Origin of the sequence: Caulobacter sp. CCH9-E1 (assembly GCF_001556515.1) — a bacterium.
Taxonomy (GTDB): Bacteria; Pseudomonadota; Alphaproteobacteria; order Caulobacterales; family Caulobacteraceae; genus Caulobacter.
In genome coordinates, this window is the sequence record NZ_LSJA01000123.1 from 1 (window position 1) to 16048 (window position 16048).

Consider the following 16048-nt stretch of genomic DNA (forward strand, 5'->3'; position numbering starts at 1 on the left):
GGTGGGGGAGGGGGCGGTGCTCATGACTTCAAGCATGAGGGCGGGGGAGGCGCCGTGCGTAAGAAACCTGCGTTTTTGTGTAAGTGGCCGTGGCGTAAGGGAAACGTCTGTTACTGGGCGGGGAAAGGAACGGGAATTGATCCTTCTCCCCTTGCGGGAGAAGGTGGCCCGAAGGGCCGGATGAGGGGTTGAACGGGTGCATCGGAGTGACCCCTCACCCGACCGGCTTCGCCGGCCACCCTCTCCCGCAAGGGGAGAGGGGCGGCCCTGTGGATAACTTTTCCCGCTATCCTCCAAACCCCGCCGCCACGACGGCCCGCGCCACGTTCGCGTGGACGGTGTTGCGGGCGTCCTCGTCGCCGCCGCGATCATGGAAGACGCCGATCAACACCGGCCCCCGGCCCGGCGGCCAGGCGATGGCGACGTCGTTGGTGATGTCCTTGCCGTTGTTGCCGGTCTTGTCGCCGACGCGCCAGCCGGGCGGCAGGCCCGCGCGCAGCCGTCTGTCGCCGGTCTTGTTGGCGATCAGCCAGTCGCGCAGCCGCTGGCGCGAGGCGGGGGAGAGGGCGTCGTCCAGCAGCAGCGCCTTCCAGGTCGCCACGATCGCGGACGGTGTCGTCGTGTCGCGCGGATCGTCGGGGGCTCCGCCGTTCAGCGCCGGCTCCAGCCGGTCGCTGCGGGTGGTCTGGTCGCCGATGGCGCGCAGGAAGCGGGTCAGGGCCGCCGGTCCGCCGCTGGGACCGCCCAGGGCCTCGAACAAGAGGTTGGCCGCGGCGTTGTCGCTGAGCGTGATGGTCGCCTCGCACAACTGGCCGATGGTCAGGCCGTCCTGGACGTGCTTCTCGACGATCGGCGAATTGCCCATCAGCACCTCGGGGCCGAAAGTCACCCGTCGATCCAGCCGTTCGCGACCCTGGTCGACGCGGCGGAGAATGGCCGCCGACAGAGGCGCCTTCACCGTGCTGCACATCCGGAAGCGCTCGTCCCCGCGCCAGGCGAAACGGCGGCCGTCTTGGGTGTCCAGCACCGCCACGCCGATCCGTCCGCCGCTAGCGCGCTCCAATTCGTTAATACGTGAGCTAAGGGCTTTCTGGTCGATGGGCGCCGCGCCGGCGACGGCGGGCAGCAGGACGGGCGCGGCCGCCAGGGCCGTGATCAGGTTTCTACGATGCAGCATGCGGGGTTCTCCTCGGGCGGGACCCTGCCCAGGCCTGGCTTTCCGCGCAAACGACGATAGCTTGGCGCAGCCATTAGCTGAATTAGGGTCTGACCCGTGAGCCGCGCTCAACTGCCCCTCAACGCCCTGCGCGCCTTCGAGGCCTCGGCCCGCCACCTGTCCTTCACCAAGGCGGCGATCGAGCTGTGCGTGACCCAGGCGGCGATCAGCCACCAGGTGAAGGGGCTGGAGGCGCGGCTCGGCGCGGCCCTGTTCCGCCGCCTGCCGCGCGGCCTGGCCCTGACCGACGAGGGGCTGGCGCTGCTGCCGTCGGTGCGTGACTCGTTCGACCGGCTGGATGGCGCCCTGGCGCGTTTCGAAGGCGGCCGGGTCACCGAGGTGCTGAGCGTCGGCGTGGTCGGCACCTTCGCGGTCGGCTGGCTGCTGCCGCGCCTGCCCGCTTTCCGCGAGGCGCATCCGTTCGTGGACCTTAGGCTCTTCACCAACAACAACCGCGCCGACCTGGCGGGGGAGGGGTTGGACTGCGCCATCCGTTTCGGCGACGGGGCCTGGCACGGCACCGAGGCCGCGCCGTTGTTCGCCGCGCCGATGAGTCCGCTCTGCGCCCCGGCGGTGGCCGAACGCCTCGCCGAGCCCCGCGACCTGTTTGGCGAGACCCTGCTGCGCAGCTACCGCGCCGCCGACTGGCCCGACTGGTTCGCGGCCGCCGGCCTGTCGCCGCCGCCGATCCGGGGGCCCGTGTTCGACAGCTCGTGGGTAATGGTCGAAGCGGCGATCCAGGGTCTTGGCGTGGCGCTGGCGCCGCCCAATATGTTTAGCCGGGACCTCGCCCAAGGACGCGTGGTCCGGCCCTTCGACATCGAGGTCGGGGCGGGTCGCTACTGGCTCACCTGGCTGAAGTCGAAGGCGCCGGGACCGGCCCTGAAGGCCTTCCTGGCGTGGCTTTCGACGTCGGAAACGGAATAAATTTCGACGGAACCAAAGGCCGCCACCTGGGTTCGCGCGCGGTAATAATGTGCTTGAGAATCAATGCTCAAGCTTGGCTCGGAAGCGCCGGAATCGCGCCCATCTTTAGCCAAGTTCGGCTGTCCGTTTTGAAACAGCGAGCGTTGCAGGACGCCGCGTCACTACGGATGAGACGCAAGATGATAGCAAGCACGAAGACCATGATGGTCGCCGCCGCCCTGGTGATGGGCGGCCTTACGGTCAGCGGCTGCGCGACCAAGAAGTACGTCAACACCCAGGTTGGGGCCGTCAACGAGCGGGTCAGCGCTCACGACACCCAGATCGGCGAACTGGACCAGACGGCGAAGGAAGCGCTGGATCGCGCGACCAAGGCCGGCAAGCTGGCCGAGGGCAAGTTCCAGTACGCCCTGGTGCTCAGCGACGACTCGGTGAAGTTCCCGGTCAACGCCGCCAACCTCTCGCCGGAAGCCGAGCAGCGCCTGGGCGAATTCGCCGAGAAGCTGAAGGCCGACAACAAGAACGTCTACCTCGAGATCCAGGGTCACACCGACAACTCCGGCTCGAAGGAATACAACGACGAGCTCGGCGAAAAGCGCGCGGAGACGGTGCGCAAGTTCCTCAGCCAGCACGGCGTCGCCCTGAACCGGATGGCGACGATCTCCTACGGCCAGGATGCTCCGGTCGCCCCGAACGAGACGCGCGAGGGCCGCGCCCAGAACCGCCGCGTCGTCGTGATGGTCCTCAGCTAGTTCCTCCCGCGTTCCGGACGGGCGCTTCGGTCGGCATCAAGCCGAAGCGCCCGTCCTGGGCGGACTCGCCGGCGCGGGAGTGAGCGCCGCGCCGGCGAGGATTCCGTCCTGGGACGGAATGGCCTTGGAAGCGGAGATCAATTCCCGCCTTCCTGGGCCTTGCGCCCAGGACCCATCGTTCGCCGCCGCCGATTTGCTCAGTGACTCCCAAACCGCATCCGGATGCATCTGGGCCCCGGGCATTCGCCGGGGAGGTCGGGGTTTTGGGTTGTTTCTGGAGAGTAGGATCGGCAACGTTCGCGCTCTTGCTCCGGAGTCGCCATGCGCCTTTCCCTCGTCCTCGCCGCCGGCCTGATGGCGGCCGGCGTCGCTCACGCCGAGACGCCAGCCCCGTCGACGGATCAACCGTTGCTGCGGACGGTGGCCGCCGATGTGGACGCCAAGGCGCTGGAGAGCACGATCCGTTCGCTGGTGGGCTTTGGCACCCGCCACACCCTGTCCGATACCCAGTCGGACAAGCGCGGCATCGGCGCGGCCCGGCGCTGGACCAAGGCCCGGTTCGAGGCGATCTCCAAGGACTGCGGCGGCTGCCTGACCGTCGAGACGCCGTCCCAGGTCGTCACCGGCCGGCGCATCCCCAAGGCGACCGAGGTGATGAACGTCCTGGCGATCCAGAAGGGGACCAGCGATCCCAGCCGGGTGATCATCATCGCCGGCCACATCGACAGCCGCGTCTCCGACGTCATGGACTTCACCAGCGACGCGCCGGGCGCCAATGACGACGCCTCGGGCGTGGCGGCGGTGATCGAGGCCGCGCGGGTGCTGTCCAAGCACAGGTTCCCGGCCACCCTGGTCTACGCCGTCCTGTCGGGCGAGGAACAGGGGCTTTACGGCGGCAAGATCCTGGCCGACTACGCCCGCGCCAACGGCTGGAAGGTCGAGGCCGATCTCAACAACGACATCGTCGGCAACAGCCGCGGCCAGAGCGGGGTGATGAACAACACGGAGGTCCGGGTCTTTTCCGAAGGCACCAAGGCGGTCGAGACGCCCGAGCAGGCCAACGGCCGCCGCTACAATGGCGGCGAGGTCGACAGCCCTTCGCGCAACCTGGCCCGCTATCTGGACGGCCTGGCCGACAAGTACCTGACCAACTTTGACGTGGTGATGGTCTATCGCACCGACCGCTATGGCCGGGGCGGCGACCAGGTCCCGCTGCTGGAGGCCGGCTATCCGGCCGTGCGCGTCACCGAGGCCGTGGAGAACTACGACCGCCAGCACCAGGACCTGCGAACCGAGAAGGGCAGGGTCTATGGCGACACGATCGAGGGCGTGGACTTTTCCTATCTGGCCCAGGTCGCGCGGCTGAACGTGGTGGCGATGGCCAGCCTCGCCTCGGCCCCGCCGCCGCCGTCGGGCGTCAAGATTGAGGGCGCGGTCAGCCCCGACACCAAGGTCGCGTGGGCCCCGACGCCCGGCGCGGCCGGCCACCGCGTCTGGTGGCGCGTGACCACCGACCCGACCTGGAGCCTGAACCGCTGGGTCCCGGGCCCGGCCGCGACCGCGACCCTGAAGGACGTGGTGATCGACGACTACTTCTTCGGCGTCTCGTCGGTCACCGCCGACGGCTGGGAAAGCCCGATCGTCTTCCCCGGACCAGCGGGCAGCTTCGAGAGCGTGGTCCCGACGGCGGCCCCCAAATAATCCGACTTCCCCGGCGAATGCCGGGGTCCAGATCGAAACCCATTGAGCTTGCGCACCTTGCGAGGCCCGAGGGCGCGATCGCCCAAACCTTTCCGGATGAATCTGGGCCCCGGCGTTCGCCGGGGAGGTCGGGGTGATGGGCTAAGCGATCAGGTCCGGATCGTTCCGCTTCAGCCAGGCCGCCGCGTAGGAGCACAGCGGGGTGATCCGCATGCCCTCGGCGCGCGCGGTCTCGGCGACCTTGGTCATCAGCCGGCCGGCGGCGCCCGCGCCGCGCAGGGCGGGGTCGGCCTCGACGTGCGGGATGACCAGCCTATGCCCCGAACGCTGGTAGTCGGCGAAGGCCAGCAGGCCGTCGACCTCCAGCTCGTAGCGGCTGAGTTCGGGGTTGTGGCGGAAGATGTCGGTCATGAGGCTTCCAACGCTTGATCCTCCCCCGCGTTGCGGGGGAGGTGGCCCAGAGGGCCGGAGGGGGCGAACTGGAGGTCGGCCGAGCTGGCCCCCTCCGGCCCTCTGGGCCACCTCCCCCGCGACGCGGGGGAGGAACTAAGCCGCTATCAATCCCGCAGCAGGTCGTTGATGCTGGTCTTCGACCGCGTCTGCGCGTCCACCGTCTTGACGATCACCGCGCAGTAGAGGCTGGGGCCGCCGTTCGGGTCGGGCAGCCCGCCCGGGACCACGACGCTGTAGGGTGGGACCTTGCCGATGTGGACCTGGCCGGTCTTGCGGTCGACGATCTTGGTCGAGGCGCTGATGAACACGCCCATCGACAGCACGCTCCCCTCGCCGACGACCACGCCCTCGACGACTTCCGAGCGGGCGCCGATGAAGCAGTTGTCCTCGATGATGGTCGGGTTGGCCTGCAGGGGCTCCAGCACGCCGCCGATGCCGACGCCGCCCGACAGGTGCACGTTCTTGCCGATCTGGGCGCACGAGCCGACCGTGACCCAGGTGTCGACCATCGTGCCTTCGTCGACATAGCCGCCGATGTTCACGAACGAGGGCATCAGGATCACGTTCTTGCCGATATGGGCGCCGCGGCGGACGATGGCGCCGGGCACGGCGCGGAAGCCGCCGGCCTCGAACTGCGGCGCGTCCCAGCCGTCGAACTTGTTCGGCACCTTGTCCCACCAGGGACCGACGCCGCCGCCCAGCGTCCCGGCGCGCATCACGGTGTTGGGGTTCAGGCGGAACGACAGCAGCACGGCCTTCTTCAGCCACTGGTGCGTGACCCACTCGCCGTCGATCTTTTCCGAGACGCGCGCCTTGCCGCTGTCGAGCAGCAGCAGGGCTTCGTCGACGGCGGTGCGGACCGGACCGGTGGTGGCGGCCGAGACGTCGGCGCGGGCTTCCCAGGCGGCTTCGATCTCGGTTTGCAGATCGGCGAGGCTGACGGCGGTCATGCGGGATTTCCTTGCAGGCGGGCCGAGCTCAGGAACTCGGCGAGGTCGGGAGTGCGGAAATGGACGTGTTCCGAGGTCGAGGCGGCCGCGTGCGGGCCGACCAGCACCGTGGTCATGCCCAGGCGGGAGGCCGGCACGAGGTTCTTCTCGCTGTCCTCGAAGAAGGCGGTCATCGGCGGGTCGATGGCGTGCAGCTTGGTGATCTTGTCGAAGGTCGCCAGGGCGGGTTTCGGCACGTAGTCCGCCGTCTCGATCGCGAAGACCTCGGAGAACAGATCGCGCAGCTCCAGGTGCGTCAGCACCCGCTCGGCGTGGCCCAGCGAGCCGTTGGTGAAGATCAGCCGGCGGCCCGGCAGGCGGGCGATCGCCGCGCGCAGGGCCGGGTTCGGCGTCAGCCGGTCCAGCTCGACGTCGTGGACCTCGTCCAGGAAGCGCTTGGGCTCCAGGCCATGGTTGATCATCAGCCCGGCCAGGGTGGTGCCGTGCTCGGTGAAGTAGCTGTGCTGCAACGCCCGGGCCTCGTCGCGGGGCAGACCGGTCTCGCGCTGGACGAAGTCGGTCATCTTGGCCTCGATCAGCCCCATGAACTCGCTTTCCAGCGGGTACAGGGTGTTGTCGAGGTCGAAGAGCCAGGTGTCGACGTGGGTGAGGTCGGCGCTCATTTCGAGATGAGCGTGCCCGCGCCGTGTTCGCTGAACAGCTCGACCAGCATGGCGTGGGGACGCCGGCCATCCAGGATGACCACGGCCTCGACGCCCGACTCCACGGCGTGGATGGCGTTCTCCAGCTTCGGGATCATGCCGCCGGTGGCGACGCCCGTGGCGATCAGCGCGCGGGCCTCCTCGATCGTCATCTGGCGGATCAGTTCGCCGTTGGCGTCGAGCACGCCCTTGATGTCGGTCAGCATCAGCATCCGCTTGGCCTTCAGCGCGCCCGCCAGGGCGCCGGCCACGGTGTCGGCGTTGATGTTGAAGGTCTCGCCCGCCTCGGAGACGCCGATCGGGGCGATCACCGGGATGTAGTCGGTCTCGGAGGTCAGCAGGGCCTGGATGATGTGCGGGTCGATCTTGGTCGGTTCGCCCACGAAGCCCAGGTCCACGACCTGCTCGATATTGCTGTCCGGGTCCTTCTTGGTGCGGGTCACCTTCTCGGCGGTGATCAGGCGGGCGTCCTTGCCCGACAGGCCCACGCCGCGCACGTCGGCCTCGGCGCCGGCCTGGGTGATCCAGTTGGCGATTTCCTTGTTGATCGCCCCCGACAGGACCATCTCGGCCACTTCCATGGTGGCTTCGTCGGTGACGCGCAGGCCGTCGACGAAGGTCGACTTGACGCCGGCCTTGTCGAGCATGCGGCTGATCTGCGGGCCGCCGCCGTGGACGACCACCGGGTGCACGCCCAAGAGCTTCAGCAGCACGGCGTCGGCGGCGAAGACCTTGGCCACCTCTTCCTGGCCCATGGCGTGGCCGCCGTATTTGATCACCACCGTCTCGCGGTCGTAGATCTGGATGTAGGGCAGGGCTTCGGCCAGGGTCTTGGCGGTGGCCCAGCCGGCTTCCTCGGCGGCGTCGGTCAAGGCGGCTTGTCCTCGAAGGGAAATTAGGCGCGCCTCGATAGCGGACCCCGCCCCCCCTGTCATCAAAAACGCTGAGTTAGCCGCGCCGCTCGAACCGCCACTTCATCAGCAACACCGCGCCCGACATCAGCAGGCAGGCGATGTTGGACGCGATCACCGGCCAGGCCCGGATCATGATCCCGTAGGCGATCCAGCAGGCGAAGCCGGTGACGGTGACGACATAGGTCCGCAAGGACACGGCCGAGGCGTCCTTTTCCTTCCAGATCTTCAGGATCTGGGGCGCGAAACTGGTGATCGACAGCAGCGCCGCGATCGTCCCGATGGTCGCGGCGACGGGCGTGACGGCCATCTAGGCGGTCTGGGCCAAGGTCTGGTCCAGGCCCCACAGGTCGGCGTAGGCCGGCGCCAGGGTCAAGCCCACCGGCGTCGGGCCCGGCGCGTGGCCCTCGCGCAGGCAGTGGGCCAGGTAGGACAGGGCGGTTTTCACGCCATGCTCGGAATAGGGCTTGCCGATCACGCCGCAGGCGCCGGCGAAATCCTCGGGCAGCCGCTTGACGTTGGCGGTCATGAACAGCGCCACGCCGCCGCAGTCTTGCGAGATCTTGCGGGCGACATCGACGCCGGTCGGGCCGTCGCTGAGGTGGACGTCGACCAGGGCGAGGTCCGGATGCAGTTGCTGGGCGAGGGCCACGGCCTCGTCCGAGCTCATGGCCAAGCCGAGCGGATGGCAGCCGACCTCTTCGATCAGGTGCTCCAGCTCGATGGCCAGCAGCATCTCATCCTCGACGATCAGTACCTCGAGCGCTCGACCGCTCATACCCAAAGCCTTGTCCTTCACTCTAGAGCCTGTCTGGTTTAGATGGTTCCATCTAAACCAGATAAACAGGCTCTAATTCAAACACTTAGAGCGCGTTCGAGCGGTTCAACCGCTCACACTTAAACCTAACGCGCTCTAATGCGCGCCATTCACGGGCAGGAGAACGACCACGCGGGTTCCAGGTTCCGCGTCGGTGGTTTCCCACTTAGCTTTCAGCTGCTGGCAAAGCAGCTGAACGATGGTCAGGCCAAAGCCGATGGCCTGTTGCTGGATTCCAACGCCGTTGTCGGTGATTTCGATCCTGAAATCGCCGTTCAAGCGGCTGACGCCCACGAAGATCCGGCCGCCGCGGCCTTCGGGGAAGCCGTGCTTCAACGAATTGGTCAGCAGCTCATTGACCACCAGGGCGAACGGCGCGGCCTTGGCGGCGGGGATGTCGACGCGCTCGAGATCCAGCTGCATCTCGATGTCGTCGCGGCCCGCCGAGCCCATCAGGTCGGCGACCATGTCGCGGATGAAGGCCGAGACGTCGAACCGTTCGACGTCCTCGCTCTGGAACAGGCGCCGGTGGACGGTGGCGATGGCGTTGACCCGGCCCAGCATGCCCTTCAGCGACGCCTTCAGGGCCGGATCAGGAACCCGGCGCGTCTGCAACAGCAGCAGGCTGGAGATGAGCTGCAGGTTGTTCTTCACGCGGTGGTCGACCTCGTGGAGCAGGGCGGTCTTCTGCTCCAGGGCTTCGGTCAGCTCCCGCGTGCGGGTCTCGACGACCTGCTCCAGGTCGTCCCGATGCTCGCGCACCTTGGCCTCGGCGGTCTTCTTATCGGTGACGTCCAGTTGGGACCCGAAGAAATAGACGATCTCGCCCGCCGTGTTGCGCACGGGCGAGACGTAGAGCGCGTTCCAGAAGGTGGCGCCGTCCTTGCGATAGTTCAGCAGGTCGACATTCATGTCCTCGCCGGCGGCGATGGCCTTGCTCAGGGCCGCGACGGCGTTCCGGTCGGTGTCCGGCCCCTGCAGCATGCGGCAGTTGCGACCGATGACCTCGTCGCGCTCGTAACCGGTCAGTTTCAGGAAGGCGTCGTTGGCGAAGATGATCGGGTTGTCGGCCTGGGCGGCGTCGGTGACGATCATCGCCATCCGGGTCGCGCGGATCGCCGCGGCGAAAGGATCGTCGATGCCGTGTCCGGCGGCCAGGCGGTCGCCGGCGCGTCGCGATTCCGAATAGTCGTCCATGCCTGCAATCAGCTCCACCGCCCCGTGGACGCTCAACGTACTCGATGGTGTCGAGTTCCCTACATAGGTTCAATCCAAAAATAGGGACGGCGGGTAGGCTGCGGCCGCCGCCGCGCTGTCTGGAGGCCCCCTACCTGGGCTGATAGATCCTGTCGAAGACGCCGCCTTCGCCGAAGTGCGTGGCCTGGGCTTTCTTCCAGCCGCCAAAGGTGTCGTCGATCGTGACCAGCGGAATCGACTTGAACTTGCTGGCGTATTTGGCCGCCACGGCCGCGTTGCGTGGGCGGTAGTGGTTCTTGCCGATCAGATCCTGCGCCAGCGGGCTGTAGAGAAAGTTCAGATAGCCCTCGGCCACGGTGCGGGTCTTGTGGCGGTCGACGTTCTTGTCGACCAGGGCGACCGGCGGTTCGGCCAGGATCGAGATCGACGGATAGACGATGTCGAACTTGCCCGGCAGCTCCTCCTGGGCCAGGAACGCCTCGTTCTCCCAGGCCAGCAGCACGTCGCCGATGCCGCGCTGGGTGAAGGTGGTGGTCGCGCCGCGCGCGCCGGTGTCCAGCACCGGCACGTGGTCGAACAGGCTGCGCACATAGGCCTCGGCCTTGGCGGGGTTGCCGCCGGGCTGCTTCAGCGCCCAGGCCCAGGCCGCCAGATAGTTCCAGCGCGCGCCGCCCGAGGTCTTCGGGTTCGGGGTGATCACGTCGACGCCCGGCTTGATCAGGTCCGGCCAGTCCTTGATCTTCCAGGGATTGCCCTTGCGGACCAGGAACACGATCGTCGAGGCGTAGGGCGTCGAGTTCTGCGGCAGGCGCGACTGCCAGTTGGCCGGCAAGAGCTTGGCCCTGGCGGCGATCTCGTCGATGTCATAGGCCAGCGCCAGGGTGACGACGTCGGCCTGCAGGCCGTCGATCACCGAGCGGGCCTGCTTGCCCGAGCCGCCGTGGCTCTGGTTGATCGTCAGGGTCTGGCCGACCTTGTCCTTCCAGTACTTGGCGTAGGCGGCGTTGATGTCCTTGTAGAGTTCGCGCGTCGGGTCGTAGCTGACGTTCAGCAGCGTGACCGGCTTGGCCTGGGCGTGGGCCAGGGGCCCCGCCATCAGGGTCGCGGCCCCGGCGCCGGCGCCCGCCAGCAAGCCGCGTCGGGTGGGAGCCTTGCGGGTGTCGCTCATGGGCGCGATCCTTTCCTTGGACTTGGACGACGGGAGGTGAGGGGCCGCCCATTCCGGGCTCTTCGCCTTGCGGCGCGGGCGGCCTGTTAAGCTAGAACGCGAACTGACTGCGGAGGTTGATCGCCTGGTAGCTCTGGCTCAGCGGCAGCAGGCCTCCGGCCGGATCCTTGCGATCGATGTCGACATCCAGATAGTCGAGCGAGAACTTGGTCACCGAATTGGGGAACCAGTTCAGGCCGGCTGTCCAGATGGTCTGCTCGCCGCCGCGCACGCGGTCGGCGGCCAGGATCGCGTCCTCGTGGTGGTTGAGATCGAGCACGGAGTAGCGCGCGGCCAGCTCCCAGGCGCCCCACTTGCCCTTCTTGGGGTCGAACGGATTGGCGATGGTCGGGGCGTCGAAGGCGAAGTTGGCCGTATTGTACTTGCGGGCCTCGCCCGTCAGCACCCAGCCGCCTTCCACGTACCAGCCCTTGAACCTGGGATCGCTGACGCCCGCGGCCGGATTGCGGCGGTCGATCTTGTAGTCGAAGACCTCGCCCTGGATCAGGAAGTTCGCCTTCTGGGCCGCCAACTCCAGGCCGTAGTGGCGCGCGCCCTTGGCGTTGATGGCGCCTGTGCCGATCAGCTGCTGGCCGTCGACGCGCAGCTCGGGACGGTCCTGGATATTGATCGGATAGGCGCCGCTGAGGGCGGCGGTCTGGGCGGGCGTGGCGATGACGCTGGCGTTGGCCCCGACATGGATCAGCCAGTCCTGGCCCTTCAGCGGCGTACCGGCCAGGCGGGCCAGATAGCCCAGTTGCTCGTCGAAGGTCTGGCCGTCACCCGCCTTGGCCCCGGTCACGGCGCCGGACAGGATCCAGCGTTCGCCGACGGTCTGGGCCTGCAGGGCGATCCGGCGGTCGGCGCCGGCCAGGCCGCGGGCGGCCTCGGCGGCCGAGGGGCGTTCGGGGAACAGCGAGCCGTTGGTCGAGGCGGCGTCCTCGAGACCGAGGTTCGGGGCGAACGCGCCGACGCGGACCTTGAACGGGGCGTAGTTGTACTGGAGGTAAATCTCCTGCAGCACGCCCGAGCCGTCCGTGCCGGCGCCGCCGAAATCCAGCAGGATCGAGTAGTCGAAGTTCTTGGCGAACTTGCCGTCGACGCCGAGGCGGGCGCGGCGGAAGTTCGTGCCGTTGTTCAGGTCGCGGCCGTTGCCGATCACCGCCGGCAGGTCCTTGTCCTGGAAGTAGTGGGCGGTGTCGAGCTGCATGACGCCGTGCAGGGTGGCGCTGTAGGCGCCGTCGCCGGACACAATGGTCGGCTTGCCGCCGGCGATGCTGACGGTGGCGCCCGCCTGCGTCGTGCGCACGTCCTTGAAGCTGGCCGCGGTGGCGGCCTTCAGGTCGGCGACCTGCTGCTGCAGGGCGGCCAGCTGGGCCTCGAGCGCGGCGATGCGCGCGGCGGCCTCATCCGGGCTGGGCGGGGTCGTCTGAGCGGACGCCGCGCCGGCGGCGGCCAGCAGGGAGACGCCGGCGATCAGCGCGGCGCGGAAGACGATCTGGGTTGGCTTGATCATGTTGGTCCCCTCTCGGCGCCGCGGGGCGGGCCGACCTGCCGAGCTAGGGAAGACCATTATCCCTATCTCGGAAATAGAGATTTGAGAGCGCCGGCCATGAGTTTTTCTGTAAGGCGCGGCGACCGGTGCGGAAGATCCTTCGAATCCTCCCCTCGGATTCAACGCCGCAAGCAAGAACAATCTGTTTACGGATGAAATGATCTGGTCGGTCGTTTGGCGCGCGCGAGGCATGAAAAAGGGGCCCACGGCATGCCGTGGGCCCCTTCGGGTCGTCGGTAGAAAGGCGATCCGCCTTAGAACATCGCGCGCCCGGCCAGGCGCAGGTTGTAGCGCTTCTGCTTCTTGGTGGCTTCCACGCCGCCTTCCAGCGCCAGGTACGACATCGGCGTGCCGGCGCGCAGGGCGAAGCCGGCGGTGACCGCGCCGTCCTTGTCGTTGAGCGCCGCCAGGGTGAACGGGTTGCCGCCCTTGAAGCTGGCGATCGTGTCGCCGACCGAACCGGCCAAGGTCTTGCGGTAGCCGACGCGGATTTCCGGACGCCACCAGACGGTCTTGCCGTAGTCGGCGCCGAGGACGAGGCCCAGTTCGCCGCTGAGATTGCTGGAGGTGCGCTTGTCGACGGTCAGGTCGAAGCCCGAACCGCCGCCGCTTTCGGCGCGCTTGCCCTCGCGCAGCCAGACGTAGTCCACGCGGCCTTCGGGGCGGGCGAAGAAGCGGCCCATCTTGGCCTCGTAGGCGACGCCGGCATAGGCGTTCGAGGTCAGGCCGTTCCAGTCGGCGCGGTTCTTCAGGACCAGGTCGGCCACGCCGTCGGCGTTTCTGTCCGGCGCGATGAAGCTGCGCTTGCCGTTGAAGAAGCCATAGCCCACGCCGCCGCCGGCGTTGAAGCGCCAGCCGCCGACCGAACGCCGCCAGTAGGCGCCGGTCTGGATGAACGAGGCGGTGGTGTGCTCGCCGACCTTGGCGACGGTGTCGTGCTCTTCCAGGCTGGCGTAGGCCAGGGTCACGCCCAGGGCGCCGCCCGCGTCGCCCATGGCCTCGTAGCCGGCGACGAAACCGAACGCCTGGGTGTCGGAGCCCAGGGTCTGGTCGGTGTCGCGCCGGGTCAGCGAGTTGATCTCCTGGACCCACAGGCTGTCAGGCCCGTAGCGGTCGCCCGGATCGGGGCGGAACATGGTCGCCGCCGAAATCTGCTGGTTGACCGACTGCAGGGCCGAGAACATGCCTTCGCCCTGGTCGGGCAGCATCTGGTCGTAGACGTCGCGGAAGCTGTCGCGCGTGCTCTGGTTCAGGAAGGCGCTGGCCAGGGCCGTGTCCTGGCCCAGGGCCGCGAACACGGCGTCATAGGCCGAAGTCTCGGCCTTGTTGAAGCCGATCTCGGCGGCGGTCCGGCGGCGCACGTCGATATAGACGTTGTTGGCGTCGGCGCGGCTGGTGGCGACGTACAGATAGGGCGACTGCGCCAGCAGGCCGTTGCCGAACGTGCCCGTGCTGATGTTCGAGCCCTGGATCACCGTGAAGGTGGTCGGCTGCTTGACCAGATTGGCCAGGCGGATGCCCAGCTCGGCGCCCGAGGCGATCGTGGTCGCGCCGGAGACGACCAGCTTCGTGCCGGTCCCGGCGGCCGGATCGGCCGAGAACAGAATCTTGCCGGTCGAGCCGATGTTCAGGCTGCTGACGTTGATCGTCTCGCTGTTCAGGATGCCCAGGCTGCCGTTGGCGACCGAGATGTCGAGCTTGCCGTCGCTGTCGGTCAGCGCGCCCAGGGCCACCGCGCCGTTGGTGATCGACAGGCGGTCTTGGCCCGCGCCGAACGACATGGCGCCCACCAGGGTGCCGCTGTTCAGGTTCAGGGTGTCATTGCCGCCGCCGAACAGCACGTCGCCCACGGTGGTCGGCGTCGACGTGACGGTGGTGGTGTCGGTGCTGGTGACGGTGTCCGTGCTCGGGAAGGTGGTCGTCGAGGCGAAGCTGGACGGCCCCGTCTGGGTGTAGGTCACGCCGGCGTTATTGGCGCGGAGGTCCAGGGCGATCGCCTGGCCGCCGGCCGTCACCGTGGCGGTCTTGCCGTCGGCCTTGAACTGCGGGGCGGTGACCGTGGCGCGGATCGCGCCCGTGTTGGTGATCGTCTTGAGCGTGCCGCCCTGGTCGAGCACGGCCACGGCGTCGCCGGTCTCGCCGACGCGCGTCGCGCCGATCGTGCCGTAATTGTTCACGGTCGAGGCGGTGGAGCCAGCGCCCAGCACCAGGCCGCGGGCCGAGGCGGTGACGCCCGAAGCGGCGTACGAGGAGGCCGTCGACAGGATCGAGCCGCGGTTCAGCAGCTGGTCGGCGACCGCGCCGCTGTTGAGGATGGCGCCCGTAGCGTTGGCTTCGTACGTGCTGGCCGAGATCTGGCCGTCGTTGCGCAGGCCTCCGACCAGCGTGGTCGTACGCCCGCCGCCCGCGCCGACCGACAGACCGGTCGCGGTGACGCCGTTATAGACGCCGCCGGCGGTGATCGAGCCCTTGGCGATCAGGCCGAAGGCGTTGTCGCCGGTTCCGACGGCGCCCAGAGTCACGTTCTGGTTGGCCGAGCCAATCTGCAACGCCGGCGCCGCGCCGAAGGCGCTGATGCTGGACGTCCCGGTGTTGCTGGACGTGATCGTGGTGAGCACGGTGTTGCCGTCAGCGCCCACCTTGCTCGAATAGTTGGATCCCTGCAGCAGGACGCCGCCCGTCACGTCGCCCGCGATTCGTACGGCGGACCCGCCTTGCCGCAGGTCGTCGGCGTCCAGCTTGTTCAGGGCGTCCACGGTGGCGGGGCGGGAGGTCGAGCGGTAGCCGGTGGCGCTGGCCGAGCCTTGCAGCACCAAGGCGCCGTTGATGTTGGCGTCGATATCCTGCGCGATCGCGCCGACGCCCTGGACGGTGATCGAGCCGCCGAGCGTGACCTTGCCCGTCACCGGCGCGGCGATGCGCACGCCGCGGGCGTTGTCGCCGATGACGCTGATGCTGCCCAGGTTGGTGACGTTCCCGACGACGGGACCTTCCAGCAGCATGCCCGCGGAGTTGTTGCCCTCGACGCTGATCACGCCGGCGGCGTCGTTAACGATATCGCCGGTGAAGGTCCCGGCGTTGGTCAGGCGCACGCCGAAGCGATTCGAGCCCTGGGCGAACGAACCGTCCAGATCGCCGTCATTGTCGCTATCGGTGGGCGTGTAGTCCTCGACCAGCGAGATGGTCGCCGAATTGGTCAGGCCCCCCGTCTTGCCGCCGATGATCAGCACGCCGACGCTGTCATTGACGTTGTTGGTCGAGAGCGTGCCCGAGTTGGTCACCTTGTTGTTGCTGTCGATCGTGACGATGGCGCCCGCCGCGGTCGGCTTGATCGAGCCATCGGACGTGATCTTGATGTCGTCAGCCGCCGAGCCCGTCGCCGTGCTGGTGGCGATCGGCGTCGTGCGCGCGGTGGAGACCGAGGTTTCCGCCGACGCGGCGAAGGCCATGGCCAGAAGAGGAGCGGCCGCGACCGTCGCGACCAGGACCTTGCGCTGCATTACGAACGACACCTCGATAGAAACTGGCGCACCTAATTCGGGTCACGTTGCGGCGAAAATGCGGTGAGTCCCGCTCGCGACACGCACTAAGGCGCCAACCGTCTATCGCATGGCTTGGCGGGGCGCCATATCTGCTTCGTCGAATCGCTTCAGCTCGAGACCAT

At 68.0% G+C, this 16048-nt stretch carries 14 protein-coding genes; 3 read left to right on the forward strand and 11 right to left on the reverse strand.

Annotated elements, in window-relative coordinates:
* Nucleotides 1-286 precede the first annotated feature (286 nt).
* Nucleotides 287-1177, reverse strand: coding sequence for a class A beta-lactamase (gene bla, locus AX690_RS07935; protein ID WP_066680424.1), 891 nt, complete (start codon nucleotides 1175-1177; stop codon nucleotides 287-289).
* 96 nt (nucleotides 1178-1273) lie between these two features.
* On the opposite strand from bla, the gene AX690_RS07940 reads away from it, so the two are divergent.
* The 3 genes from AX690_RS07940 to AX690_RS07950 all read left to right on the forward strand — a co-directional run bounded on the left by AX690_RS07940 (nucleotide 1274) and on the right by AX690_RS07950 (nucleotide 4593).
* On the forward strand, nucleotides 1274-2143 hold the full coding sequence (locus tag AX690_RS07940; protein ID WP_066680422.1) for a LysR family transcriptional regulator: 870 nt from the start codon (nucleotides 1274-1276) through the stop codon (nucleotides 2141-2143).
* Between the two features lie 179 nt (nucleotides 2144-2322).
* A complete protein-coding gene (locus AX690_RS07945; protein ID WP_156449603.1) occupies nucleotides 2323-2892 on the forward strand; it encodes an OmpA family protein in 570 nt (189 codons plus the stop codon).
* 321 nt (nucleotides 2893-3213) lie between these two features.
* Nucleotides 3214-4593 (forward strand): M28 family peptidase, encoded by a 1380-nt coding sequence (locus tag AX690_RS07950; RefSeq protein ID WP_066680419.1) that lies wholly within the window; start codon nucleotides 3214-3216, stop codon nucleotides 4591-4593.
* 141 nt (nucleotides 4594-4734) lie between these two features.
* Here AX690_RS07950 and AX690_RS07955 read toward each other — a convergent pair whose 3' ends face one another.
* The 10 genes from AX690_RS07955 to AX690_RS08000 form a co-directional block, all read right to left on the reverse strand.
* Entirely contained in the window at nucleotides 4735-5004 is a 270-nt protein-coding gene (locus AX690_RS07955) for a GNAT family N-acetyltransferase (protein ID WP_066680417.1), read from the reverse strand.
* A gap of 146 nt (nucleotides 5005-5150) precedes the next feature.
* Entirely contained in the window at nucleotides 5151-5996 is an 846-nt protein-coding gene (gene dapD, locus AX690_RS07960) for a 2,3,4,5-tetrahydropyridine-2,6-dicarboxylate N-succinyltransferase (protein WP_066681373.1), read from the reverse strand.
* On the reverse strand, nucleotides 5993-6658 hold the full coding sequence (locus AX690_RS07965; RefSeq protein WP_066681375.1) for a pyrimidine 5'-nucleotidase: 666 nt from the start codon (nucleotides 6656-6658) through the stop codon (nucleotides 5993-5995). Before AX690_RS07965 ends, dapD begins: the two co-directional genes overlap by 4 nt.
* Nucleotides 6655-7569 (reverse strand): acetylglutamate kinase, encoded by a 915-nt coding sequence (gene argB / locus AX690_RS07970; RefSeq protein ID WP_066681377.1) that lies wholly within the window; start codon nucleotides 7567-7569, stop codon nucleotides 6655-6657. Before argB ends, AX690_RS07965 begins: the two co-directional genes overlap by 4 nt.
* Before the next feature lie 76 nt (nucleotides 7570-7645).
* Nucleotides 7646-7918, reverse strand: coding sequence for a SemiSWEET family sugar transporter (locus AX690_RS07975; RefSeq protein ID WP_066681379.1), 273 nt, complete (start codon nucleotides 7916-7918; stop codon nucleotides 7646-7648).
* Nucleotides 7919-8386: a response regulator gene (locus AX690_RS07980; RefSeq protein WP_066681381.1), complete on the reverse strand. Its 468-nt coding sequence runs from the start codon at nucleotides 8384-8386 to the stop codon at nucleotides 7919-7921. It lies immediately after the preceding gene.
* Nucleotides 8387-8521: 135 nt separating this feature from the next.
* Nucleotides 8522-9622 carry a histidine kinase dimerization/phosphoacceptor domain -containing protein gene (locus AX690_RS07985; RefSeq protein ID WP_066681382.1) on the reverse strand — a complete coding sequence of 367 codons (1101 nt, stop codon included), beginning with the start codon at nucleotides 9620-9622 and terminating at the stop codon, nucleotides 8522-8524.
* Between the two features lie 130 nt (nucleotides 9623-9752).
* Nucleotides 9753-10790 carry a sulfate ABC transporter substrate-binding protein gene (locus tag AX690_RS07990; protein WP_066681384.1) on the reverse strand — a complete coding sequence of 346 codons (1038 nt, stop codon included), beginning with the start codon at nucleotides 10788-10790 and terminating at the stop codon, nucleotides 9753-9755.
* 91 nt (nucleotides 10791-10881) lie between these two features.
* Nucleotides 10882-12345, reverse strand: coding sequence for an OprO/OprP family phosphate-selective porin (locus AX690_RS07995; RefSeq protein ID WP_066681386.1), 1464 nt, complete (start codon nucleotides 12343-12345; stop codon nucleotides 10882-10884).
* Nucleotides 12346-12638: 293 nt separating this feature from the next.
* The gene (locus tag AX690_RS08000) at nucleotides 12639-15896 is read right to left on the reverse strand and encodes an autotransporter outer membrane beta-barrel domain-containing protein (protein ID WP_082769563.1); all 3258 of its coding nucleotides are present in this window, start codon (nucleotides 15894-15896) and stop codon (nucleotides 12639-12641) included.
* Nucleotides 15897-16048 lie beyond the last annotated feature (152 nt).